Raw genomic sequence first — 24,620 nt, forward strand, 5'->3', positions numbered from 1 at the left:
GTCTGGAGGGACATCACACGTGATTGGCGAGGCATCACACGTGTCTGGAGGGACATCACACGTGATTGGCGAGGCATCACACGTGTCTGGAGGGACATCACACGTGATTGGCGAGGCATCACACGTGATTGGAGGGGCATCACTGCGCCGGCCCGGCGGCCACGGGGTCTCGGCCGGCGGCGGCCACTGGGGGGCACTTTCACGTGAAAGTGCCCCCTGGCTGACGCTGATGCTGCCGGTGGCGTGCCGGGTCCAGGCGGCGTCGGCGCCGGCGGGACGGGAGGACACCGTGATCGGGCGGCGGCCGTCGGCGCTTGCGGGGCCGGCCGAGACCTGGACGGTGACCGCGCCGCGGGCGGGGAGGACCAGCGGCGCGGCGAAGGTCAGCTCGTCGACGACGTCGCAGCCGGCCTGGTCACCGGCCTGCACCACCAGTTCGAGCAGCGCGGTGCCGGGCAGCAGGACCGTGCCGGACAGGGCGTGCCCGGCCAGCCACGGGTGCGTCTCCAGCGACAGCCGTCCACTGAGGACGATGCCCTCGTCGCCGGCCAGCTCGACCGCCGCGCCGAGCAGCGGGTGTTCGAGCGCACCGACGCCGGCCGCCCCGAGGTCGCCGCGGGCCGCCCCGGCGCGTGGCCAGTAGCGGTCGCGCCGGAACGGGTAGGCCGGGAGGTCGATGCGGCGGCCGCCGGGGAAGAACGCGGCCCAGTCGACGTCGATACCGTGGACGTGAACAGTGCTCAATGCCGAGAGCAGTGCTCTCTCTTCGGAGCGGTCGCGCCGCAGGGCGGGGACGGCGATGCCGTCGACCAGCGCGCTGAGGACCCCGTCGGGGCCCAGTTCGAGGAAGATTCCGGCACCGGCGGCCTTCAGGGTCGAGACACCGTCGGCGAACCGGACGGCCTCGCGGACGTGCCGGACCCAGTAGTCCGCCGTGAACGGCTCGGCGAGAGCACCGCTCACATTCGAGATCACCGGAATTTCGGCGGGGTGGTGGGTCAGGGTTTCGGCGACCGCGCGGAACTCCGTCAGCATCGGGTCCATCAGCGGCGAGTGGAACGCGTGGCTCACGGTGAGCCGTTTGGTCTTGACGCCGTCCGCGGCGAATCCGGCGGCGATGTCCAGCACCACGGCTTCGACCCCGGAGATCACCACCGACGACGGGCCGTTCACCGCCGCGACGGACACGCCGTCACAACCGTCCACAACGGACAGGACGGCGGCCTCGGAAGCGGCGATCGACACCATCGCCCCACCGGCGGGCAGGGCCTGCATCAGCGCGGCCCGGGCCGCGACCAGGCGGCAGGCGTCTTCGAGCGAGAGCACCCCGGCGACGTGGGCGGCCGAAATCTCGCCGATCGAATGCCCGGCCACGAAATCCGGCCGGACGCCGACCGACTCGGCCAGCCGGAACAGCGCGACCTCGACCGCGAACAGTGCGGGTTGGGTGAACTCCGTCCGGTCGAGCAGCTCGGCGTCGTCGAAGGCCGCGCGCAGCTCCGGGCCGAAGTGCGCGAGCACGGCATCGAACGCTTCGGCGTAGACCGGGAACCGCTCGTGGAGGCCCCGGCCCATGCCGGCTCGCTGGGCGCCTTGGCCGGTGAACAGCACGGCCAGCACCGCGTCCGGGTCGGCGGTGCCGGTGACGACGTCGTCGCCGAGCAGCACCGCGCGGCGGCCGAGCCGGGCCCGGGTGGTGGCCAGCGAGAAGCCGATGTCGACCGGGTTGGCGGCCAGCTCGCGGACCTGCGCGGTCAGGGTGGCGAGAGCATCCTCGTCGTGCGCGGACAGCACCCACGGCAGCACCGCGTCCGTCGGCGAAGGTTCGGGGGCCGGTGCGACGCCGGGCGCCTGCTCCAGGATCGTGTGCACGTTGGTGCCGCTGACGCCGAACGCCGAGACGGCGGCGCGGCGCGGCCGGTCGCGCTCCGGCCAGCCGCGGGCTTCGGTGAGCAGTTCGACCGCCCCGGCCGACCAGTCCACCTGGGACGACGGCGCGTCGACGTGCAGGGTGCGCGGCAGGACGCCGTGGCGCAGGGCCTCGACCGTCTTGATCACCCCGGCCATCCCGGCCGCGGCCTGCGTGTGGCCCAGGTTGGACTTGACCGAGCCGAGCCACAGCGGTTCGTCGCGGTCCTGGCCGTAGGTGGCCAGCAACGCCTGCGCCTCGATCGGGTCGCCCAGCCGGGTGCCGGTGCCGTGCGCCTCGACCGCGTCGACGTCCGAAGTGGACAGACCGGCGTTCGCCAGCGCGGCCCGGATCACCCGCTGCTGCGACGGGCCGTTCGGCGCGCTCAGGCCGTTCGACGCGCCGTCCTGGTTCACCGCCGAACCGCGGACCACGGCGAGAATCGAGTGCCCGTTGCGCCGCGCGTCCGACAGCCGCTCCAGCAGCACCAGACCGACGCCCTCGCCCCAGCCGGTACCGTCGGCGGCGTCGGCGAACGCCTTGCAGCGGCCGTCCGCGGCCAGGCCGCGCTGGCGGGCGAACTCCAGGAACGCCATCGGCTTGGCCATGATCGCCACGCCACCGGCCAGCGCCAGGTCGCATTCGCCCTGGCGGAGCGCCTGCCCGGCCAGGTGCAGCGCGACCAGCGCCGACGAGCACGCGGTGTCCACCGTGACCGCCGGGCCCTCCAGCCCGAAGGTGTACGAGAGCCGCCCGGACATCACGCTGGGTGCCTCGCCGGTGAGCAGGTACCCCTCGGAACCGGACTCGAGGTTCGCTCCGTAGCCGGAAGTGCTGGCCCCGACGAAGACGCCGGTCCGGCTGCCGCGCAGGGTGGCGGGGTCCAGCCCGGCCCGTTCGAAGACCTCCCACGACGTCTCGAGCAGCACCCGCTGCTGCGGGTCCATCGCGAGGGCTTCCCGCGGCGAGATGCCGAAGAAGCCCGCGTCGAACTCCGCCGCGCCGGCCACGAACCCGCCGACCCCGGCGAGGTCGGCGGCACCGAACGAGGCCAGGTCCCAGCCACGGTCGGTGGGGAATTCCGTCAGCGCGTCGACGCCGTCGGCGACCAGCCGCCAGAGGTCCTCCGGCGAGCGCACGCCGCCGGGGAACCGGCAGCCCATCGCCACGATCGCGACCGGCTCGTCGACGGCCGCGGCCGCGGTGACCACCGCGGTTCCGGTGCGGCCCAGCAGCAGCCGGTGCAGTTCGCCGGCGAGCGCGGCCGGGTTCGGGTGGTCGAACACGACCGTCGCGGGCAGGGTCAGGCCGGTGGCCGCGGTGATCCGGTTGCGCACCTCGACCGCGGTCAGCGAGTCGAAGCCGAGTTCCCGGAACGCCCGTCCGGCCGGGACCGCCGCCGCCGAGTCGTGCCCCAGCACCGCCGCGGCCTGGCCGCGCACGAGGTCCAGCAGCAGCCGCCGGGCTTCGGGTTCGCCCAGCCCGGCGATCCGGCGGGCCAGCGCGGACCGCTCCGGCTCTTCGGAAGTTTCCCGCAGCGCGCGGACTTCGGGGATGTCCTCGATCAGCGGACGCCGCCGGGAGAGCGTGAAGCCGGGTGCGAACCGGGCCCAGTCGACATCGGCGACGGCCAGGAAGACCTCCCGCGCGTCGAGGGCCTGGCAGAGTGCCTCCACCGCGGCTTCCGGCGCCATCTCGCGGAGGCCGCGGCGGCGCAGCTGGTCTTCCAGCTCGACGTCGCCCGCCATGCCGCCCCCGCCCCAGAAGCCCCAGGCGACCGAGGTCGCGGCGGCCCCGCGGGCGCGGCGCTGCTCGGCGAGAGCGTCGAGGTAGGCGTTGCCCGCGCCGTAGGCGCCCTGGCCGCCGCTGCCCCAGACCCCGGCGTTGGAGGAGAAGAGCACGAAGGCGTCGAGATCGTCGCCGAGCAGTTCGTCCAGGTTGCGGGCGCCGTCGACCTTGCCCCTGATCACGGCGGCGAACTCGGCCGGGGTGGTGTCCAGGACCGAGGTCGCCTGCGGCAGCCCGGCGGCGTGGACGACCGCACGCACCGGCCCGTCCAGGTCCGCCAGCAGCGCGGCGAGGGCGTCGCGGTCGGCGACGTCGCAGGCGGCGATCGTCACCCGCGTCCCGAGCGCGGAGAGTTCGGCTTCGAGGTCGGCGGCCCCCGGGGCGTCCGGGCCGCGACGGCTGGTCAGCACCAGGTGCCCGGCGCCGTCGGCGGCGAGACGACGGGCGACGTGGCCGCCCAGCGCGCCGGTGCCGCCGGTGATCAGGACCGTGCCGCGCGGCTTCCACCGCTCGGCCTGCGGGGTGAAGGGCGCGCGGACCAGCCGTCGCGCGAGCAGCCCGGACGGCCGGATCGCGATCTGGTCCTCGGCGTCCACTCCGGACAGTGCGGCGGCGAGCAACGTCGCTGTCATGGCGTCCGCCTCGGCGGGGAGATCGACGAGCCCGCCCCAGCTGCCGGGCAGCTCCAGGCCGATCACCCGGCCCAGGCCCCACGTCATCGCCTGGGCGGGCGAGATGTCGTCCCCGGTGACGCCGCCGCGGGTCAGCAGCCACAACGGCGTTCCGCTCCCGGCCATCGCCTGGGCCAGCGCGAGGTTGGCGGTGGCTCCGGCGGTTTCGTCGAGGGCGAGCAGCGAGACGACCCCGGCGTACCCCTCGGCGCCGGTGCACTCGGACCTCACGATCGGCTCGGCACCGTGGGCGGCGAGAGCCGCCGGGACACCGGCGTCGTCATCGCCCGGGACGACGACCAGCCAGCGCCCGGACAGCTCCGGCGCGGACGGCGTGGCCACGGGCTTCCACTCGATGCGGTAGCGCCAGGAGTCCACTTCGGACGCGGTGCGGGCCCGGTCGCGCCACCGGGTCAGCGCGGGCAGGACCTCGACCAGGGTACTGCCGGGTTCGACGTGGAGGGTGCCCGCGACGGCGTCGAGGTCGAGGCCGTCCACGGCGGCCCAGAACGCGGCGTCCACCGGATCGGCGGCCGGCTGCGGCACCGTGCCCGCGTCGAGCCAGTAGCGACGCCGCTGGAACGCATAGGTGGGCAGCTCGACGCGGTGGGCGCCGGGGAACGCGGGCGTCCAGTCGACCGCGACCCCGCGCACGTGGGCCTCGCCGAGCGACCGGAGGAACCGCTCGTACCCGCCGTCGTCGCGGCGCAGGGACCCGAGCGCCTCGACCCCCTCGGTCTCGCCGATCGCCGTGGTCAGCACGGGGTGTGGCGAAGCTTCGACGAACGTGGCGAAGCCTTCCGCGGCGAGCGTGGTCACCGCGATGTCGAGCCGGACGGTCTCGCGGAGGTTCGTGTACCAGTACCCGGCGTCCAGCTCGGCGCCGTCGAGCCAGGTGCCGGTGACCGTGGAGAAGAACGGGATGTCGCCGGTCCGCGGCCGGATCGCGGCCAGCACGTCCAAGAGCTCGGCGTGGAGCCGCTCGACCTGCGCCGAGTGGGACGCGTAGTCGACGGGGATCCGCTTGGCGCGGACGCCGTCCGCCTCGCACGCGGCGAGCAGCACGTCCAGCGCGCCGGGTTCGCCGGAGACGACGACGGCGGCCGGGCCGTTCACCGCGGCGATCGACAGCCCCTCGGTCAGCCGCGCCTCGACCGCTTCCGGGGATGCCGCGACCGACACCATGCCGCCGCCTCCGGCCAACGCCAGGATGGCTTTGCTGCGCAGCGCAACCACGCGGGCGCCGTCCTCGAGGGACAGTGCCCCCGAAACCACGGCGGCGGCGATCTCGCCCTGAGAGTGACCCACCACCGCGTCCGGCACGACACCGAAGGAGCGCCACAACCCGGCCAGCGACACCATCACGGCCCACAGCGCGGGCTGCACGACATCGACCCGGGTCAGCGCCCCGGCATCGGCCAGCACGTCCGGCAGCGACCAGTCCACAACGGACGCCAGGGCCGAAGCGCACTCGTCGAGGCAGGCCCGGAACACCGGCGACGACTCCGCCAGTTCCAGGGCCATCCCGGCCCACTGCGAACCCTGCCCGGGGAACACCAGCGCGGTCCGGCCGGGTGCCACCGCCCCGGTGACCACATTCGCCGCCGGGAGCCCCTCGGCCAGTGCGGAAAGCCCGTCGGACAACGCCGCCCGATGGCCGGTGACGACCGCCCGGTGCGGGAAGCCGGTGCGCGAGCCGGCCAGCGAGAACGCGATGTCGGCGACGCTGTCCTCGACCGCACGATCCCGGAGGGCGGCGGCCTGAGCTTGCAACGCCTCGGCAGACTTCGCGGACAGCACCCACGGCACCACCGCGGGCTCGCGTGTCGGCACAAGACCGGCGTCACCCTGTTCGAGGATGACGTGGGCGTTCGTGCCGGAGATGCCGAACGACGAGATGGCGGCCCGGCGCGGCCGCGGCCGCTCCCACGGGCGCGGCTCGGCGAGCAGCCGCACCGCCCCGCTCTCCCAGTCCACATGGGACGACGGCGGTTCCGCGTGGAGCGTCCGCGGCAGCACGCCGTGCCGCAGCGCCTGCACGGTCTTGATCACCCCGGCGACCCCCGCGGCCGCTTGGGTGTGGCCGATGTTCGACTTGAGCGAGCCGAGCCACAGCGGCTCCGCGCGATCCTGGCCGTAGGTGGCCAGCAGCGCCTGCGCCTCGATCGGGTCGCCCAGCGCGGTGCCGGTACCGTGCGCCTCGACCAGATCGACGTCCGATGTGGACAGTCCGGCGTCGGCGAGTGCGGCGCGGATGACGCGCTGCTGGGCCGGGCCGCTGGGGGCGCTGAGCCCGTTGGACGCGCCGTCCTGGTTGAGCGCGCTGCCGCGCAGCACGGCGAGCACCGGGTGGCCGAGGCGCCGCGCGTCGGACAACCGCTCGACCAGCACCAGACCGGCACCCTCGGCCATTCCCATGCCGTCGGCACCCGCCCCGAACGCCTTGCAGCGCCCGTCGGCGGCCAGCCCGCGCTGGCGGCTGAAGGCGGTGAACGACGACGGCGTCACCATCACCGCGACCCCGCCCGCGAGGGCCAGGGAACACTCGCCCCGGCGCAGGGCCTGCGCGGCCAGGTGCAGCGCCACCAGCGAAGACGAGCAAGCCGCGTCGATGGTCAGCGCGGGCCCCTCCAGCCCGAGCGTGTAGGCGACCCGCCCGGACAGCACGCTGGACACGCTGCCGGTGAGCAGGTGCCCTTCGAGGCCGTCCGGGATCTCCCGCATCCGGGCGTGGTAGTCCTGGTAGTTCGCGCCGACGAAGACGCCCGCGGGCTCGCCGCGCAGGGTGACCGGGTCGATCCCGGCGTGCTCGATGGTCTCCCACGCGATCTCCAGCAGGAGCCGCTGCTGCGGGTCCATGGCCAGCGCCTCGCGCGGGGAGATCCCGAAGAAGCCGGCGTCGAAGTCGGCGACGTCGTGCAGGAAGCCGCCTTCGCGGACCGTCGACGTGCCCTGCTCGTCGGCGTCACCGCCGAACAGCTTCGCCAGGTCCCAGCCGCGGTCGGCGGGGAACCCGGAGATGGCGTCGCGGCCTTCGGCGACGAGGGTCCACAGGTCGTCCGCGGACCGCACGCCGCCCGGGTAGCGGCAGCCCATGCCGACGATCGCGATCGGCTCGTCGGCGGCGGTCGGCACGCGGGTGACGGCGGCCTGTTCGGTGCGCGTGCCGAGGGCCACCTCCCGCAGGTGCGCGGCCAGCCGGAGCGGCGTCGGGTGGTCGAAGACGAGCGTCGCGGGCAGCCGCAGGCCGGTCGCGGCGGCGATCCGGTTGCGGACGTCGAGCGCGGTCAGCGAGTCGAAGCCGAGGTCGGTGAACGGCCGGTCCGGCTCGACGGCGTCGCCGCTCGCGTGCCCGAGCACCGCGGCGGCCTGGGCGCGGACCAGGTCCAGCAGCGCCCGCCCGGCTTCGTCGCCCGAGAGCCCGGCGAGCTGCGCGGCCGGCGGCGTCGGCTCCGGCCGGGCGGGTTCCGACAGTCGCTTGAGCTGGGGCAGGTCGTCGAACAGCGGCCGGGCGCGGCCGGCGGTGAACACCGGCAGGAACCGAGCCCAGTCGACGTCGGCGAGCACGGTGAACGTCTCGTCGTGACCTAGGGTTTCGTGCAGGGCGGTGATCGCCGTGGCCGGGTCCATCAGCGGCAGCCCGCGGCGGGCCAGCTGACCGGGGTCGACGCCCTCGGACATCCCGCCCCGGCCCTCGATCTCCGTCGGCGCCCAGACGCCCCAGGCGATCGACGTCGCGGTGGCACCGCGGGCCCGGCGACGCTCGGCCAGCGTGTCGAGGAAGGTGTTGGCGGCGGAGTAGGCGGCGTGGTCGCCGCTGCCCCAGACCCCGGCGATCGAGGAGAACAGCACGAACCGGTCGAGGTCGTCGCCGAGCAGCTCGTCGAGGTGCCGGGCCCCGGCGACCTTCGCGCGGACGACCTCGGCGAACCCCGGCAGGGCCGTCTCGGTCACCGGCAGCAGCTCGACCGTGCCCGCGGCGTGGAACACCGAGCGGACCGGCTCGCCGAGGCCGGCCAGCAGCGCGGCGAGGGCGTCGCGGTCGGCGACGTCGCAGCGCGCCAGGGTGACGCGGGTGCCGAGGGCTTCCAGTTCGGCGGCGAGTTCACGGGCGCCGGGCGCGTCCGGCCCGCGGCGGCCGGTCAGGACCAGGTGCGGGGCGCCTTCCGCGGCGAGCCAGCGGGCGACGTGCGTGCCGAGTGCGCCGGTGCCGCCGGTGACGAGCACCGTGCCCTCGGGCCGCCAGTGCTGCGGCCGTTCGCCCCGGCCGGTGGTCCGCAGCCGCCGGACGCGGAGGCCACCCGGCCGCACGGCGATCTGGTCCTCGTCGCCGCGGGCGGCGAGGATCCGGCCCAGCCGGTCGAGTTCGGCCGGGCCGGGTTCCGGGGGCAGATCGACGAGACCGCCCCAGCGGTCGGCGTGCTCCAGCGCGAGGACCCGGCCGAGGCCCCAGAGCATCGACTGCTCGATCCCCGGCAGCTCGTCGGCGGGCCCGGTGCGGACCGCGCCGCGGGTCAGCACCCACAGCGGGGCGGCGACCCCGGCGTCGCCGAGCGCCTGGGCCAGGACGAGCGTCAGGATCAGCCCGGCCGGGCTCTCCGGGAACTCCGGGTGCGGACGCTCGTCGGCGGCGAGCAGGGACAGGACGCCGTCGAACGGTCCGGCCAGCCGCTCGGCCACCGTGGCGCGGTCGTCGGCCGGGGTGAGCGTGAGAGTTTCGACGTCGGCGGTGCGGGCGAGGGTGTCCACGACGTCCTGGCCGGTGCCGTCCTCGCCGCGGACGACCAGCCAGCGCCCGGACGGCGTCGCGGCGGGCAGGTCCGCGGGCTGCCAGGAGATCCCGTACCGCCAGGAGTCCACAGTGGATTCGGCCGTCCGGCGGCGCCGCCACGCGGCCAGTGCCGGGAGGACTTCGTCCAGCGGCGCGTCGACGGCCACGCCGAGGGTGCCCGCGAGGTCCGCCGGGTCGGCGCGGTCCACGACGTCCCAGAACCGGGCGTCGGCGGGACCGGTCTCGCCGCCGTGCCCCGCCTCGGTGCGCAGCCAGAAGCTTTCCCGCTGGAAGGGGTAGGTGGGCAGGTCCACGCGGCTCGCGCCGGGGAAGGCCGGGGTCCAGTCGACCGCGACGCCGGCGCAGTGCGCTTCGCCGAGGGCCCGCTGGAACCGGGCTAGGCCGCCGTCGCCGCGGCGCAGGGTGCCGAGCGCGGTCGCCGTCTCGCCGATGGCCATCGTCAGCACCGGGTGCGGCGAGGCTTCGATGAACGTGCCGAACCCGCGCTCGGTCAGCGCCCGCACGGCGTCGTCGAGCCGCACGGTGCTGCGGAGGTTGGTGTACCAGTACTGCGCGTCCAGGTCGGCGCCTTCGGCCCAGTCGCCGGTCACGGTGGAGAAGAAGCCGATCTCGGCCGTCCGCGGCGTGATCGGGGCGAGCACGGTCAGCAGCTCGTCGTGGATCTCCTCGACCTGCGCGGAGTGCGAGGCGTAGTCCACGGGGATCCGCTTGGCGCGGATGCCGTCGGCCTCGCAGAACGCGAGCAACGCATCGAGGGCCTCCGGCGCGCCGGAGACCACCACCGCGGCCGGGCCGTTCACCGCGGCGATCGACAGCCCCTCGGCCAGCCGCGCCTCGACGGTCGCGAGAGGCGCGGCCACGGAGACCATGCCACCGCGTCCGGCGAGAGCGAGGATCGCCTTGCTCCGCAACGCGACCACGCGGGTACCGTCCTCAAGGGACAGCGCGCCCGCCACCACCGCGGCCGCGATCTCACCCTGTGAATGCCCCACCACGGCGTCGGGCACGACACCGTACGAGCGCCACAACTCGGCCAGCGAAACCATCACCGCGAACAGCGCGGGCTGCACGACGTCGACCCGGCTCAAGGCCTCCGCGTCAGCCAGTACATCGCGCAGCTGCCAGTCCACAAAGGACGCGAGCGCGGAACCGCATTCGTCCAGGCGGGCCGCGAAAACCGGCGACGACTCCGCCAGCTCCAGCGCCATCCCGGCCCACTGCGAACCCTGCCCGGGGAACACCAGCGCGACCTTGCCCGGCTTCCCGGCGACCCCGGACACCACCGAATCGTCCGGCGCGTCCGTGGCGACGGCGGCGAGCCCGCGCAGCAGCTCGGCCCGGTCGTGGCCGACCACGACGGCCCGGTGCTCGAACCGGGACCGCGTCACGGCCAGCGAGTATCCCACCTCGGGCAGTCCCAGCCCGGCCACGCTGGACGCAAGCGCTGCGGCTTGCGCCCGCAGGGCTTCCGCCGTACGACCCGAGACCACCCACGGCACTGGCCCCAAGCGCCCCAATGTGGCCTTCGGTGCGTCAGACGCAACCAAGGCGGCCTTCGGTGCGTCAGACGCAACCAAGGCCGCCTTGGGGCGCTCGGGTTCCTCCAGGATGAGGTGCGCGTTGGTGCCGGAGATGCCGAAAGAAGAGACGGCCGCGCGCCGCGGGTGGTCGCGTTCGGGCCACTCGACGCCGGTGTCCAGCAGCCGCAGGGTGCCCGCCGTCCAATCCACTTCGGACGTCGGACGGCCGGCGTGCTTCGACGGCGGCAGGGTCGTGTGCCGCAGCGCCAGCACGGCCTTCATCACCCCGGCGACGCCCGCCGCGGCCTGGGTGTGCCCGATGTTCGACTTCACCGAGCCCAGCCAGAGCGGCTGCTCCGGCGACCGGCCGCGGCCGTAGGTCTCCAGCAGCGCCTGCGCTTCGATCGGGTCGCCGAGCGGGGTGCCGGTGCCGTGCGCCTCCATCAGGTCGACCTGGCTCGCCGCCACCCGGGCGTCGGCGAGCGCGTCGAGGATGACCCGCTCCTGCGACGGCCCGTTCGGAGCGCTGAGCCCGTTCGACGCGCCGTCGGAGTTGACCGCCGAGCCGCGCACGACCGCGAGCACCGGGTGCCCGTGCCGCTGGGCGTCGGACAGCCGTTCCAGGACCAGCATCCCGGCGCCCTCGGCGGCCCCGAAGCCGTCGGCGTCCGCGGAGAACGGCTTGCAGCGACCGTCCGGTGAGAGCGCGCGCTGTCGGCTGAGTTCGATGAGGATGCCCGGCGTCGCCATCACCGTCACGCCGCCGGCCAGCGCCAGCGAGCACTCGTCGCGGCGCAGCGCCTGCACCGCCCAGTGCAGGGCGACCAGCGAGGACGAGCACGCGGTGTCGACGGTGACCGCGGGCCCCTCCAGGCCGAGGACGTAGGCGATCCGGCCGGAGGCGACGCTGGTGATGGTGCCGGTGAGCAGGTGGCCCTCGACCGATTCGGGGACCCGGTGCGAGCTCGGCGCGTAGTTCTGCTGCATGGCCCCGACGAACACGCCGGTGCGGCTCGACTTCAGCGTCCGCGGGTCGATGCCGCCGCGTTCGAGGGCCTCCCACGACGTCTCCAGCAGGAGCCGCTGCTGCGGGTCCATGGCGAGGGCCTCGCGCGGGGAGATACCGAAGAAGCCGGCGTCGAACCGGTCGGCGTCGTGCAGGAACGCGCCGCCGCGCATGGAGAACGTGCCCGGCCGCGAGGGATCCGGGTCGTAGAGCGACGCCCAGTCCCGGTTGGCGGGCAGGTCCCCGATGACGTCCTCGCCCTCGGACACCAGGCGCCACAACGCTTCCGGCGTGTCGATCCCGCCCGGGAAGCGGCAGCCCATGCCGACGATCGCGATCGGCTCGGTCTCCCGCGCCTCGAAGTCCCGCAACCGCTGCTTGGCCTGGCGCAGGTCCGCCGTGGCCAGCTTCAGGTAGTCGCGGAGCTTGTCCTCGTTCGCCATGTGCCGTCAACTCTCCTGCGTTGTCCGCCGGACCCGTCTCAGGACAGGTCGAGCTCCCGATCGAGCAGTGCGAAGATTTCGTCGTCCGACGCGGCGTCGAGCGGCGCATCCCCGGGTTCGGGGTCGCGCTCGTCCACCGCGCCGTCCAGCCGGAACAGCAGGTCCCGCAGCCGGACCTTGACCCGGCCGTGCAGCGGCGGGCCGCCCGGCTCGCCGAACAGCGCCGCCTCCAGCCGGTCGAGATCCGCCAGCACGTCGGAGTCCGCGGGGCTCAGCGCTTCCAGCAGGTGCCCGGCCAGGGCGGCCGGGGTCGGGTAGTCGAAGGCCAGGGTGGTGCGCAGCTTCAGCCCGGTCGCCTCGGCGAGCCGGTTGCGCAGCGCCACCGCCGTCAGCGACTCGAAACCGAGTTCGGTGAAGGTGTCGTCGCCGCCGTCGATATCTCGGCCGAGCACCGCTGCGGTGTGCTCGCGGACCAGGTCCAGCAGCAGTTCGGCGCGGGCAGGCGCGGGCAGCGCGGCCACCTTCGCGGCGAACCCGCCGTCTGGCCTGCCCCGGCCGGCCGGTTCGGTGTGCGGCGCCCGGACGTACTCCTGCGGCAGCGCGCCCAGCACGACGTTCTCGGCGGTGAACACCGGCCGTCCCACGAGGTCGGTGGCCGAAACCGAGACCGAATCCGGTCCGGTGGCACGTACCCGGACCCGCAACGCCGAAGGCCCGGCCGTGTGCAGGGCGAGCCCGCTCCACGAGGTCGCGAGCCAGCCGTCGGACTCCGCCGCGGCGGGGAACAGGGCGACCGCCTGCAGCGCGGAGTCCAGCAGCGCCGGGTGGATGCCGTAGCCCGCGCCGCTCCCGGCCGGCGCCGGCAGCACCACCTCGGCGAACAGCTCGCCGTCGAGCGACCAGGCACCGGTCAGGCCGCCGAACTCGGGGCCCAGCTCGATGCCGTAGGCCCGCAGGCGGTCCCGGGCGGCGCCGGCGTCCTCGGCGACCGCACCCGGCGGCGGCCAGGCCAGGGGCTCCGGGGCAGCCGCCGAGCCCGCGGTTTCGGCCATGATCCCGGTGGCGTGCCGGGTCCACGGCCCGCCCTGGGCCCCGCCGACCGAGTCGGGCCGGGCGAACACGCCGATCCGGCGCGCCCCAGCGTCGTCGACCGGGCCGATCCGCACTTGGAAGCAGAGCGCTTCTTCGGCGAAGACGACCGGCAGGTGCTGGGTGAGCTCCTCGATCCGGGCGCAGCCCAGCTCGGACGCCGCGTGCAGGGTGAGTTCGACGAGCACCGACGACGGCAGCACGGTCCGGCCGAGCACCGTGTGCCCGGCGAGCCACGGGTGCTGCGCGGCCGAGAGGCGGCCGGTGAACAGCCACCCGCCGTCTTCGGCGAGTTCGACGGCCGCGCCGAGCAGCGGGTGCCCGGCGGCGAGCAGCCCGGCGGCCGCGACCGTGTCGTCCGTGCCCGCACCGGGCAGGGCCAGGCGTTCGACCGCGCCGGGGAAGGCCGCGGTCCAGTCGACACTCGCGCCGGAGACGTAGGCCGCGGCGAGCGAGCCGAGGAAGGAGCGCGGGCCGTCCTCGCGACGGCTGATCGTGCCGAGGACGACGGCCCGGCCGTCGAGCGCGTCGACGGTGTCCTGCACCGCGACCGTGAGCACCGGGTGCGGGCTGATCTCGGCGAAGACGCCGTGACCCTGCTCGACGAGCCCGCGGGTGGCCTCGTCGAAGCGGACCGGGTTGCGCAGGTTCCGGAACCAGTAGCCGGCGTCGAGCGCGGCGGTGTCGAGGGGGCCTTCGGTCACCGTCGAGTGGAACGGGACCACGGTGGACGACGGCGTCAGCGGGGCGAGGTCGGCCAGCAGCCGCTCGCGGATGTCGTCGATGTGCCGCGAGTGCGCGGCCAGGCCGACCGGGATGCGCCGGGCCCGCACGCCCTCGGCGGTCAGCTCGGTCAGGAGTTCCTCCACCGCCGAGGAATCGCCCGAGACGACCACCCACGACGGCGCGTTCACCGCGCCGAGGTCCAGCCCGTCGCGGCCGGCCAGCCGGGCGCGCACCTCGGCCACCGGCAGCGGCACCGAGATCATGTCGCCGCGGCCGGACAGGGTCGCCTGCGCACTGCTCCACAGAGCGGCCACGCGCATGCCGTCCGCGTGCGAAAGAGCACCGGTCGCGCAGGCGGCGGCCACCTCGCCGAGGCTGTGCCCGACGACGGCGGCCGGCTCGACACCGTGCGCGCGCCACAGCGCGGCCAGCGCCACCATCACCGCGAACAGCACCGGCTGCACGACGTCGGCGCCGTCTTCGAGCGTCGGCGCATCGGGCCGTCCACGAAGGACGTCCATAATGGACCAATTGGCGAAGGGGGCGAGCGCGGCGTCGCAGCGGGCGAGTTCCGCGGCGAACACCGGCGACCACTCCAGCAGATCAAGCGCCATGCCCGGCCACTGCGAACCCTGGCCGGGGAAGACGAACACGACCCGCTCGGCGCGCCGGGCGCTGCCGCGCACGACGTCGGGCGGGTTCTGCCCGGCGGCCAGGGTTTCCAGCCCGCGCCGGCCACCGTCGCGGTCCCCGGCCAGCAACACGGCCCGGTGCGCCCGCCCGGTGTCCTCGGCCGCGACCGAGCGCGCGAACGCCTCGAACGGCGTGTCCGGGTGGTCGGCGAGGTACCGCGCGAGGCGGTGGGCCTTCGACCGCAGGCCCGCCTTGCTGTCCGCGGAGACGATCAGCGGCACGACGTCGTGACCACTGCCGGTGTGCTCGTGCTCGGTGGTCAGGGTCGGGGTGGCCACTCGTTACCTCCCGGGGTCGGGCTCAGGGGAGCCGCACGGAGAACGGGTTCCGGAACACGTCGCCCGGGTCCCACCGCGCCTTGACGGCCTGCAGCCGCGGGTAGTTGTGCTGGTGGTAGAGCTCGTGCCAGGCCAGTCCGGAGCCGTTCCACCGCTCGTCCTGCACGTCGAAGTCCGGGTTGTTCACGTAGGAGCCGTTGGTCCGCTCGTCCGGCACCGGCACGCCGCCGGTCTCCGCGTAGACGTCGGCGTAGAACTCGCGCAGCCACGCCAGGTGCGGCTCCGGCTGCTCGGAGGCGTCCCAGTGCGTGGAGTAGACGAGCTTGAGGATGCTGTCCCGTTGCGCGATCGCCGTCTCGTCCGGCGCGAGGGCATTCATCCGGCCGCCGCAGCCGACGAACATCACGCCGGCGCGGTGGTTGCCGTAGTCCTCGCGCAGCAGGTGCTCATACAGCTTCGCGGCCTGCTCGTCGGTGCAGCGTTTCCGCAGGTCGGCGGCCTTGATCTTGAAGCTCAGCGTGTGGTCGCCGCTGTCGGCGATGCCGCCCCACGACGTCGCGTGCAGCCAGGGCAGCTCCTGGCGGCTGCTCAGCGCCGGGGCGACGCCGAGGTCACGGCGGATCGCGGCGACGTAGTCGTCGAGCAGGCCGGCCGCGTTCGGGGCGGCACTGTCGATCTGTGTCGACATAGCGACGAACTGGGACGCGCGCGTCCCGCACCACAGGCCGCTGTAGAGGTCCTCGTACGGGGAGCCGGGGTCACTGTTGCGTTCGTACCACTCGCCGTGGTTGCGCAGCAGGCGCGTGAACGCGGCTTCGTCGAGCATGTCCCAGACCCAGACGTCCTGCTGCACCAGCAGCCGGGCGGGCGGGGTGGGCAGGAGCGCCTCGGGGGCACCGGCCGCGCCGGGGGTCCGCAGCCAATAGCGCGTCACGACGCCGAAGTTGCCGCCGCCACCGCCGGTGTGCGCCCACCAGAGATCGTGGTTCTCGTCGCGGGTCGCGATCACCGCGCGGGCCGTGCCATCCGCGTCGACCACGACCACCTCGACCGCGTACAGGTGGTCGGAGACGTAGCCGAACTTGCGCGACAGCGGGCCGTACCCGCCGCCCGCGATGTGCCCGCCCAGGCCGACGCTCGGGCAGGAACCGGCCGGGATCGTGACGCCCCAGCGCTTGTAGAGCGTCCGGTAGGCCTGGCCCACGGTCGCGCCGGGCTCGACGAAGAAGGCGTCCCGTTCGGCGTCGAAGCCGATGCGGTTCAGTTCGGACAGATCGATGACCACCTGGACGTCGGATGTGCCGACCATCTCCTCGACGCAGTGACCGCCGCTGCGGACGGCGATCCGCCGTCCCTCGCGCACGGCCGCGCCGACCGCCTCCACCACCTCTTCGGTGGAGGTCGGCACGCGGACGTAGTCGGGCTTGCCGACCCAGCGCTGGTTGACCCCGCGCACGAGATCGGCGTATCGGGCGTCCTCCGGCAGAACGGTCACCGCACCCATCGATCGCCCTCATTCCGCGCTCAAGTCATTCCCCAGTTTCACCGAACACTACGGTGGCGCCGACGGCCGCTCCAACCCCTAACCGCCCGAAACCGCGGCTCGACCTGGCGTTTCTTAGGGGCGCGTTAGGGGTTACCGCCCAGGTCGGCCGCTGCTAGCTTCATGCTGCGGAAATCTTTATTCTGCCAAAACTGTGCTATTGAAAGACAAAGGCGGGCAATCGTGGCCGAACTCCATTCATGGCACCCGATCGACGAGAATGCCGACGACAAGGAAGTAATCATCACGGTTGATTTCACGGTCACCGGGCGGCCGGAGGCGGGATTCGCCGAGCTCGCGAAGCACCTCGAAACGCCGTACGGCATCTGGGAGAGCCTGCCGCCCGCCGTCGGCGACGAGATCGGCATGACCGGGGACGACTACCTCGACCGCTGGACCACGGAGCTGCGCGCGAGCGGCGCCGAGATCAAGGCGGTGTTCGGCTACTGCGCGTCCAGCGTGTTCGCCCTCGCCATCGCCGAGCGCATCGCCACCTGGCAGGCGAAACCGCGGGTGGTCCTGTTCGACCCGACCGCCGCCACCGGCTTCACCGTGCTGTACTACGGCTTCTTCCGCGTGGTGGACGCCTTGGCCGCGGTGCTCACCGAGGACGAGGTGCGGGACGCGCACGCCGCCGGCGAGGCCGCCCAGCGCACCCACGACGACCTCGAGACGCTCACGAAGGAGTTCGTGCGGCTCTACCGCGACGTCGGCACCACGGCGTTCGAGCGGGTCGAGCTGGACGCCGACCGCGCCGACGAACTGGTCGCGTGGTTCAGCAGCTACCTGACCTACCTCGTGGCCGCCTCCCAGGTCACCGTCCCCGGCGACCTCGGCGGCGTCGACGTGATCCGCTCCGCCGAACTGCCCGGCGCGCTGGAGATCGGCGCGCGCGAGATCCGGTTCGACATCGACCACTCCGGCCTGCTCAGCCAGCCGGAGGTCGCGCAGGCCGTCCGCGGCCTGCTCCCCTGACTGTCCTTTTCGAAAAGATCCCCGCAGGAGAGCTGATGCCGACGTCACCGACCGGTCTGGGCACCGGCACGGAAAGCCAAGCCGAAGCCGCGCTCGCCGGGCACCCCGGTGTCGCGCGGGCCAGTGTCACCCGCGAACCCGGGACCGGGCGGCTCGTCGCCCACGTCGTGCCCCGCGACCCGCTCGCCGGAACCGGCGACGACCGCGCGCGCGTCGAGGAGTGGCAGCTCATCTACGAATGGGTGTACGGCGAACTCCCCGAGTCCGGTGGGCTCGGGGAGAACTTCGTGGGCTGGCACAGCACCTACACCGGGCTGCCGATCGAGCTGGCGCAGATGCGGGAGTGGCGGGACGCGACCGTCGAGCGGATCCAGGCGCTGCGCCCCCGCCGGGTGCTGGAGATCGGCGTCGGCACCGGCCTGCTGATGGCCAAGCTCGCGCCGTCGTGCGAAGAGTACGCGGCGACGGACTTCTCCCCGGCCGTGATCGAGACGCTCACCGGGCAGGTCGCCGCCGACCCCGCGCTGGCCCACGTGACGCTGCAGCACCGCGAGGCCGACGACTTCTCCGGGCTCCCCGAAAACCACTTCGACACGGTGGTGATCAACTCCGTCGTCCAGTACTTCCCCGGCATCGGCTACCTCGCGGACGTCCTGCGCCAGGCCGCCGCGCTGATCGTGCCCGGCGGCGCGGTGTTCGTCGGCGACGTGCGGAACCTGCGGCTGCTGCGCGCCTTCCGCGCCGCGGTGCTGGCCGAGGAGGTGGCGGCTTCCCCGGAAACGGCCCGCGAACTGGTCGAGAACAGCGTCCTCGAAGAGAAGGAACTGCTCGTCGACCCGGACTTCTTCCCGGCGCTGGCCGCGTCGCTGCCCGGGATCGCGGCGGCGGACGTCCGGCTGAAGCGGGCCCGCCACCACAACGAGCTGAGCCGGCACCGCTACGACGCCGTGCTGCGCAAGGAACCCGCGGAGACGGTCGAACCCGCACATACGCAGGCCTGGGACCCGGCCGCGCTGGAAACGCTGCTGAGCGACGTCCGGCCGCCGTCCGCGCGGATCACCGGCGTGCCGAACGGCCGGGTCGCGCGGGAACTGGCCGCGCTGGCGAAGCTCGACACCGGCACCACACCGATCGCGGTGACCGCACCGGACCCGGAAGACCTCCACGAGATCGGCCGGCGGCGGGGCTACCGGGCCGCGGTGACCTGGTCGGCCGGCGGACCCGGCCTGGTCGACGTCGTCTACACCCGAGACGGCGAGCCGGTGACCGTTCCCGCTTCGGTCACCACGCCCGGACTGCCGTTCACCGCGTACGCGAACGCCCCCTCGCGCGCGGCGAAGACGAGCACGTTCGTCGCCGAGCTGCGCGCGTACCTCGCCGTGCGGCTGCCCGCCGAGGCGGTTCCGCACGCCTTCGTCACCGTCGAAGACCTCCCCGAAGGGACCGGACATGCGGACCGCTGAGGAGATGCCGCGGATTCCGGCGACCCGCAAGGAAGAAGGGCTCTGGCTGCTCGAACGGCTGGTGCCCGGCGAAGGCGTCAACAACGTGCCGGGCGTGGCGCTGCGGGTCGCGGGCCGGCTGGACCGGGCCGTCCTGCAGGAGGCCGTCGCGCAGCTGGTGCGCCGGTACGACGCGTTGCGGACCGTCTTCCACGCCGGTGACACGCGGCTCACCAAGTCGGTGCTCCCGGCCGTCCCGATCCGGCTGGAAGGTCCGGAGTGCGCCGACGTCGACGCCGGGCTGCGGGAGCTGATCACGCGACCGTTCACTTTGGACGGATCGCCGTTGCTGCGCGTCGGCCTGTACCACGGCCCTGAGCACGACTCGGTCGGCGTGGCCGTGCACCACCTCATCTTCGACGGCACCTCGATGTCGATCTTCCTGGAGGAGCTCGCCGCCGCCTACGACGCGGTGCTCGCCGGGGACCTCCCGGACGCCGGCCCGCCCGTCCCGCTCTGGCCGGAGTCCGAGCCGAAGCCGGCGAGCCTCGCCTTCTGGCGCGAGCACCTGCGGGACTTCGACGCGGGCGGGCCCGGCCTGTGGTGCGGCGGCCAGGAAAGCGCGCAGCCGACCCTGCGCGGCGAGCAGCTCGTCCGCCCGTTCTCCGCGGCTGCCAAGGACGTCGTCACCGCCCTGCAGAAGGAACTCAAGGCCCCCGACGTCGTCGTGCTGCTGGCCGCCTACTACCTGCTGCTGCACGCCCACGGCGCCGGCCCCGACCTCGCCGTCGGCTTCCCGGTGAACGTCCGCAGCCAGCAGGCCCAGCGCGCGATCGGCTACCACGTCAACATCGTCCCGCTGCGCGTGCGGATCGACCCGGCCGAGACGTTCCGCGCGTTCAGCCGCCGGGTGCGGGACCTGTTCTTCGAGGCGATCGCGCACGCGGACGTGCCGATGGACGTCCTGCTGCCGGAGGTCGAGCGCGCCGGTTCGTCCTGGCGCACCACGCTGTTCCGGCACGTGTTCAACTACCTGCCCTTCGGCGGGCGAGCCGCCACGAGCCTCGGCGGTGCACCCGCCGAAGTCGTCGAAATCGACCCCGGGCACAGCAAGTTCGACCTCGAGTTCGTCATCCTGCCCTCGGCGCAGGAGAGCCGCGTCAAGGCGGTCTACGGCGCCGAGGTGCTCGGCCGCGGCGAGGTCGAGCTGCTGCTGGAGCGCTACGACGCCCTGCTCGTCGCGGCGGCGAGCGCGCCGGACCGGCCGCTGCGTGAACTGGACGGCTGGGGCGCCACCGACCACGCGGTCCTCGACACTCCCGGTGTTCCGGCCGGGACGGAGACCGTGCTCACCGCGATCGCCCGGCACGCCCGGGAAAACCCCGGCGCACCGGCGATCGTGACCGACGAAGGCACGACGTCCTACCGGGATCTCTGGCGGGCCGCGTCGGCGGTCACGACCATGCTGGCCGACGCCGGGACCGGACCGGGTGACGTCGTCGCCGTGGCCGCTCCGCGCGGCCCGGACTTCGCGGCCGCGATCCTCGGCAGCTGGCTGGCCGGAGCCACCGTCACCACGGACGTCACCGACGCGAAACTGGTGCTGGGCGCCGAGGAAATCTCCTACGCCGTCACGGTGGCCATCGACCCGGACGCTTCGGCGGTGTCCCCGGACAGCCTGGCGCTCCCCGGCGTGACCCACCGGGAACTCGCCGACTCCGTCCGGCAGGTTGCGGGGCTGGTGGCGGCCCGCCCGGTGCTGTGGCTTTCCGACGCGGAACTGCCGGTGGCCCTGGCCGGCGGTGCACCGCTGGTCGTGGCGCCGGACGCGGCCCGCACCGACGGCCACCTGCTCGCCGGGCTGCTGACCCGCCACGACGTCGGCGTCGTGCACGCCACCCCGGCCGTCTGGGCCCGGGTCGTCGAGCAGCTCGGCGAGGCGCTGGACGGCCGTACCGCATTGATCGGCGCCGAACCCGCGCCCGGCCCGCTCGTCCGCACCCTGCACGCGCTCGGGGCGGACGTCCACACGGTGTTCTCCTCCGGGGGCCGCTGGGTGCTCACCGACGGCGTGCCGGTCGCGGGCCTCGACGCCGACGTCGTCGCGCCGGACGGGCGGCGGCTGCCCCTGGGCGTGCGCGGCGAACTGAAGCTGGGCACGGCCACCGGCGTGCTCGCGCACTGGCGCGCCGACGGATCGCTGCACGTCCACGGCCCCCTCGACCGGCAGCTGACGTTCGGCGGCACCCGCGTCGACCTGGCCACCGTGGAGGACGCGCTCACCGCGCACACCGACGTCGTCGCGGCCGCGGTGACCCGGCGGCCCGGCGCCGAGGACCTGGTCGCCGTCGTGCAGGCGCCGGACAAGCCGCAGCTCGCCGCCGACCTGGCCCGGCACGCCGAGGCGGTGCTGCCGCCCGGAGCGCGTCCGGCCTGGTACCTGCGGGTCGACGCGCTGCCCGAGACGGCCGCGCACGAGGTGGACCGGGCGGCGGTCGCCGCGCTGGCCGCCGCGGCCGGGCCGACGGCGGAAGCCCCGGTGCAGACCGCGCCGGACGCCACGACCGACGCCGTCGTGGCGATGTTCCGGCACCTGCTCAAGCGCGACGACGTCACCGAGGACACGAACTTCTTCGCCGGCGGCGGGCATTCGCTGCTGGCCGCCCAGCTCGTCCAGCGGATCCAGAAGCAGACCGGGGTCCGGCTGAAGCTGTCCGCCGCCTTCGCCCACCCGACGCCGGCCGCGCTGGCGGAGCTGATCACCGGGAGCACCCGATGAGCACGTCCTTGACCCCGGTGCCGTTCGCGCGGGCCGAGACCATGCACGGCCTGTTCGAGTGGTGCGCCGCGCGATGGCCCAGCCGGACCGCGCTGCACCACCGCGGCCGGGACATCAGCTACCGCGAGCTGGCGGAGACCGCCGACGCCTACGCGGCCGAACTGCAGGCCCGCGGCGTCGACCGCGGCTCGATCGTGCCCGTGCTGCTGCCCCGCACCCCCGAGCTGTTCGCGACGCTGCTGGCGGTGCTCAAGTGCGGTGCCGCGTATGCCGCGTTGGACCTGCGGTGGCCGTCCGCCCGGCTCGGCGAGCTGATCGAGCACCTCGGCGGGCCGGTGGTCGCCGCCGAGCGGGGTACCTCGTGGCCGTCGGTGTGGTCGCCGCCATCGCAGCCGATCCTCGGCGCCCGGCCGGCCGCGGTCGACGTCGGCGCCGACGACGCCTGCGCGGTGTTCTTCACCTCCGGGACCACCGGGACACCGAAGGGCGTGGTCACCGCGCACCGCGGCAACGTCCGGCTGTTCGACGACTGGCTGTTCACCCCGCTGGACTCCGGCGCGGTGATGCCGCAGGCGCTCGCGGCGACGTGGGACGCCTTCGGCCTCGACTCGTGGGGCGTGCTGTTCAACGGCGGCACCCTGATCCTGCTCGAAGACACCCTGGAGCTGGCGACGAAACTGCGGGACCTGACCGCGATCCACGGCGTCACCACGATCTTCCCGCCGACCGCGGTGTTCCACAGCATGGTCGACAACGACCTCGACGCCTTCGTCGGCCTGCGCGCGGTGGGCACGGGCGGCGAGAAGCTCTCGGCGCGGCACGCCGCCCGGTTCGTCGAGGCGTACCCGGACATCCCGCTGTACAACATGTACGGCCCGGTCGAGTCCAGCGTCGCGGCCACCTGCCACCGCGTGCGGCCCGAGGACTGCACCGAGGTGCCGCTCGGCGTCCCCCTGCCCCACACCCAGGCGTACGTCCTCGACGGCGATCGGCTGTGCGACGTCGGTGAAAGCGGCGAGATCTGCCTGGGCGGCCGCGGGCTGGCGCTGGGATACTTCAAGGACGACGAGCTGACCGCGCGGAAGTTCGTCTCGATCTCCGGACCGGGACGCGTCTACCGCACCGGCGACCTCGGCCGCCGGACCGCCGACGGCCTGCTGCACTTCGAAGGCCGCGCGGACCGCCAGGTCAAGATCCGCGGCCACCGCATCGAGCTGGACGACGTCGAGCAGAACGCCGGGCGCGTGCCGGGGGTCGGCGCGTGCGCGGTGGTGCCGGTGACCGGCGCCGACGGCGCGTACGAGGACCTCTGCCTGTTCTACACCGGAGCCCCGGGCGAGGACGAGCTGCGCGCCCACCTGGCCGAGCGGCTGCCCGGCTACCTGGTGCCCGCCCTGGTGCAGCGGCTGGAACGGCTGCCCGTGCTGGAGGACCGGAAGATCGATCGCCGGGCGCTGATCACGCTCGCTTCGCGCCTGCGTACGGCGGCCGCGCCGACTGTCGACGTGCCGCTGTCGGAAACCGAAGCTGCCGTGGCGCGGATCCTGCGCGAAATCATCGGCGTGCCGTCGATCGCCACCGACGTCTCGTTCTTCCGGCAGGGCGGCAACTCGCTGTCCGCCGCCCAGCTGTGCTCGCGGATCAGCCGCGACCTGGGCGTCAAGCTGCGGATCTCCCAGGTGTTCGAGGCGCCGACCGTGCGGGGCGTGGCCGGGCTGATCACGGCCGGGACGCAGTCATGACGGTCCAGGACATGACCACCCAGATGCGGGTGCTGTGGACCCTCGGCGAACTCGGCGACCCGCTGGCCCTGCTGCTGCGCGGCCCGGAGGATCCCTACCCGCTCTACGAACGGATCCGTGCGAAGGGCCCGCTGCACCGCAGCGAGCTCGGCGCGTGGACGACGGTCGACCACGCGACGGCCACGAAGGTGCTGCGGGACCGCCGGTTCGGCGTCCTCAAGTCCGACGGGACGCCGATCAGCCCGGTGATCACGACGTTCGACAACTCGATGCTCGGAGCCGACGGCGCCGACCACGCGCGGCTGCGGAAGCTGGCCACGCCGTTCCTGGGTCCCAAGGCGATCGCCGGGTTCCGCGACCGGCTGACCGCGATCTGCCACGAGCTGCTCGACCGCGTCGACACGAGCCGCGAGTTCGACCTGATGACGTCGTTCGCCGACCTCATCCCGGTCACCGTCGTGGCGGCCATCTTCGACATCCCCGAGCCGTTCCTCGGCCGGTACCTCGAGCACGGGCCGAAGTTCGGCACGATCTTCGACGAGATCACCTCGGTGGAGCACATCGCGGACGTGCAGCGGTCCCTGGACGAGCTCGACGCGCTGTTCACCGAGCTGATGGAGCTGCGCCTGGCCCACCCGGGCGACGACGCGGTCAGCAGGCTGCTCACCGCCTGCGCCGAGGACCGGCTGTCGACGCACGAGCTCGTGTCGCTGTGCCAGCTGCTCACCCTGGCGGGCGCGGAGTCGACGGTGAACCTCATCGGCGTCGGCGTGAAGAGCATGCTGGAGCGACGTGACCAGTGGGAGAAGCTGGTCGCGGACCCGGACCTGGCCCCGCAGGCGGCGCAGGAATCACTGCGGTTCGAGGCACCGGTCCAGCAGTCCAGCCGCGTGTCCACAGTGGACGTCTCGCTCGGCGGCACGGTCATCCCCGCGGACACGGCGGTGGTGGTCCTCACGGCAGGCTGCAACCGCGACCCTCAGGTGTGGTCCCGCCCCGACGTTTTCGACATCACCCGCCCCACCACCCCGGACAACCTCTCGTTCTCGGGCGGCTCGCACTACTGCCTGGGCGCGCCCCTGGCCCGCCTGGAGGCGGACGTCGCGTTCCGCGTCCTGGCCACTCGCCTTCCCGGCCTCCACCAGACGGGCCCGGCCGACCGCCGCCGCTCGGCGATCATCCGAGGCCTCCGCCACCTACCGGTGACGAACGGCTGACGAGCAC

Annotated in this window: 8 protein-coding genes; 5 read left to right on the forward strand and 3 right to left on the reverse strand. The window is 73.9% G+C overall.

Annotated elements, in window-relative coordinates; genetic code table 11:
- The 3 genes from ACLJQF_RS37645 to ACLJQF_RS37655 all read right to left on the reverse strand — a co-directional run.
- A partial coding sequence (locus ACLJQF_RS37645; RefSeq protein ID WP_410615057.1) for a type I polyketide synthase occupies positions 1-12,129 on the reverse strand: 12,129 nt, incomplete at its 3' end.
- A gap of 38 nt (positions 12,130-12,167) precedes the next feature.
- Positions 12,168-14,915 carry an acyltransferase domain-containing protein gene (locus ACLJQF_RS37650; protein WP_410615058.1) on the reverse strand — a complete coding sequence of 916 codons (2,748 nt, stop codon included), beginning with the start codon at positions 14,913-14,915 and terminating at the stop codon, positions 12,168-12,170.
- A gap of 22 nt (positions 14,916-14,937) precedes the next feature.
- The gene (locus tag ACLJQF_RS37655) at positions 14,938-16,419 is read right to left on the reverse strand and encodes an FAD-binding oxidoreductase (RefSeq protein ID WP_410615059.1); all 1,482 of its coding nucleotides are present in this window, start codon (positions 16,417-16,419) and stop codon (positions 14,938-14,940) included.
- Positions 16,420-16,641: 222 nt separating this feature from the next.
- On the opposite strand from ACLJQF_RS37655, the gene ACLJQF_RS37660 reads away from it, so the two are divergent.
- The 5 genes from ACLJQF_RS37660 to ACLJQF_RS37680 are packed head-to-tail and all read left to right on the forward strand — an operon-like array spanning position 16,642 to position 24,613.
- Entirely contained in the window at positions 16,642-17,433 is a 792-nt protein-coding gene (locus ACLJQF_RS37660; protein WP_410615060.1) for a hypothetical protein, read from the forward strand.
- A gap of 35 nt (positions 17,434-17,468) precedes the next feature.
- Positions 17,469-18,896, forward strand: coding sequence for a methyltransferase (locus tag ACLJQF_RS37665; protein ID WP_410615061.1), 1,428 nt, complete (start codon positions 17,469-17,471; stop codon positions 18,894-18,896).
- The gene (locus ACLJQF_RS37670) at positions 18,883-21,654 is read left to right on the forward strand and encodes a condensation domain-containing protein (RefSeq protein WP_410615062.1); all 2,772 of its coding nucleotides are present in this window, start codon (positions 18,883-18,885) and stop codon (positions 21,652-21,654) included. The genes ACLJQF_RS37665 and ACLJQF_RS37670 overlap by 14 nt, the downstream gene beginning before the upstream one ends.
- Positions 21,651-23,396, forward strand: a complete 1,746-nt coding sequence (locus ACLJQF_RS37675) for a non-ribosomal peptide synthetase (RefSeq protein WP_410615063.1) — start codon at positions 21,651-21,653, stop codon at positions 23,394-23,396. Before ACLJQF_RS37670 ends, ACLJQF_RS37675 begins: the two co-directional genes overlap by 4 nt.
- The gene (locus tag ACLJQF_RS37680; protein WP_410615064.1) at positions 23,393-24,613 is read left to right on the forward strand and encodes a cytochrome P450; all 1,221 of its coding nucleotides are present in this window, start codon (positions 23,393-23,395) and stop codon (positions 24,611-24,613) included. The genes ACLJQF_RS37675 and ACLJQF_RS37680 overlap by 4 nt, the downstream gene beginning before the upstream one ends.
- The last annotated feature ends 7 nt before the right edge of the window (positions 24,614-24,620 follow it).

Source organism: Amycolatopsis sp. lyj-109 (assembly GCF_046548995.1).
Classification (GTDB): Bacteria; Actinomycetota; Actinomycetes; order Mycobacteriales; family Pseudonocardiaceae; genus Amycolatopsis.

Bases quoted from the DNA above. Each gene is read 5' to 3' on its own strand.
- ACLJQF_RS37655 (WP_410615059.1), bottom strand. From the start codon at position 16,419: ATGGGTGCGGTGACCGTTCTGCCGGAGGACGCCCGATACGCCGATCTC.
- ACLJQF_RS37665 (WP_410615061.1), top strand. From the start codon at position 17,469: ATGCCGACGTCACCGACCGGTCTGGGCACCGGCACGGAAAGCCAAGCC.
- ACLJQF_RS37670 (WP_410615062.1), top strand. From the start codon at position 18,883: ATGCGGACCGCTGAGGAGATGCCGCGGATTCCGGCGACCCGCAAGGAA.
- ACLJQF_RS37675 (WP_410615063.1), top strand. From the start codon at position 21,651: ATGAGCACGTCCTTGACCCCGGTGCCGTTCGCGCGGGCCGAGACCATG.
- ACLJQF_RS37680 (WP_410615064.1), top strand. From the start codon at position 23,393: ATGACGGTCCAGGACATGACCACCCAGATGCGGGTGCTGTGGACCCTC.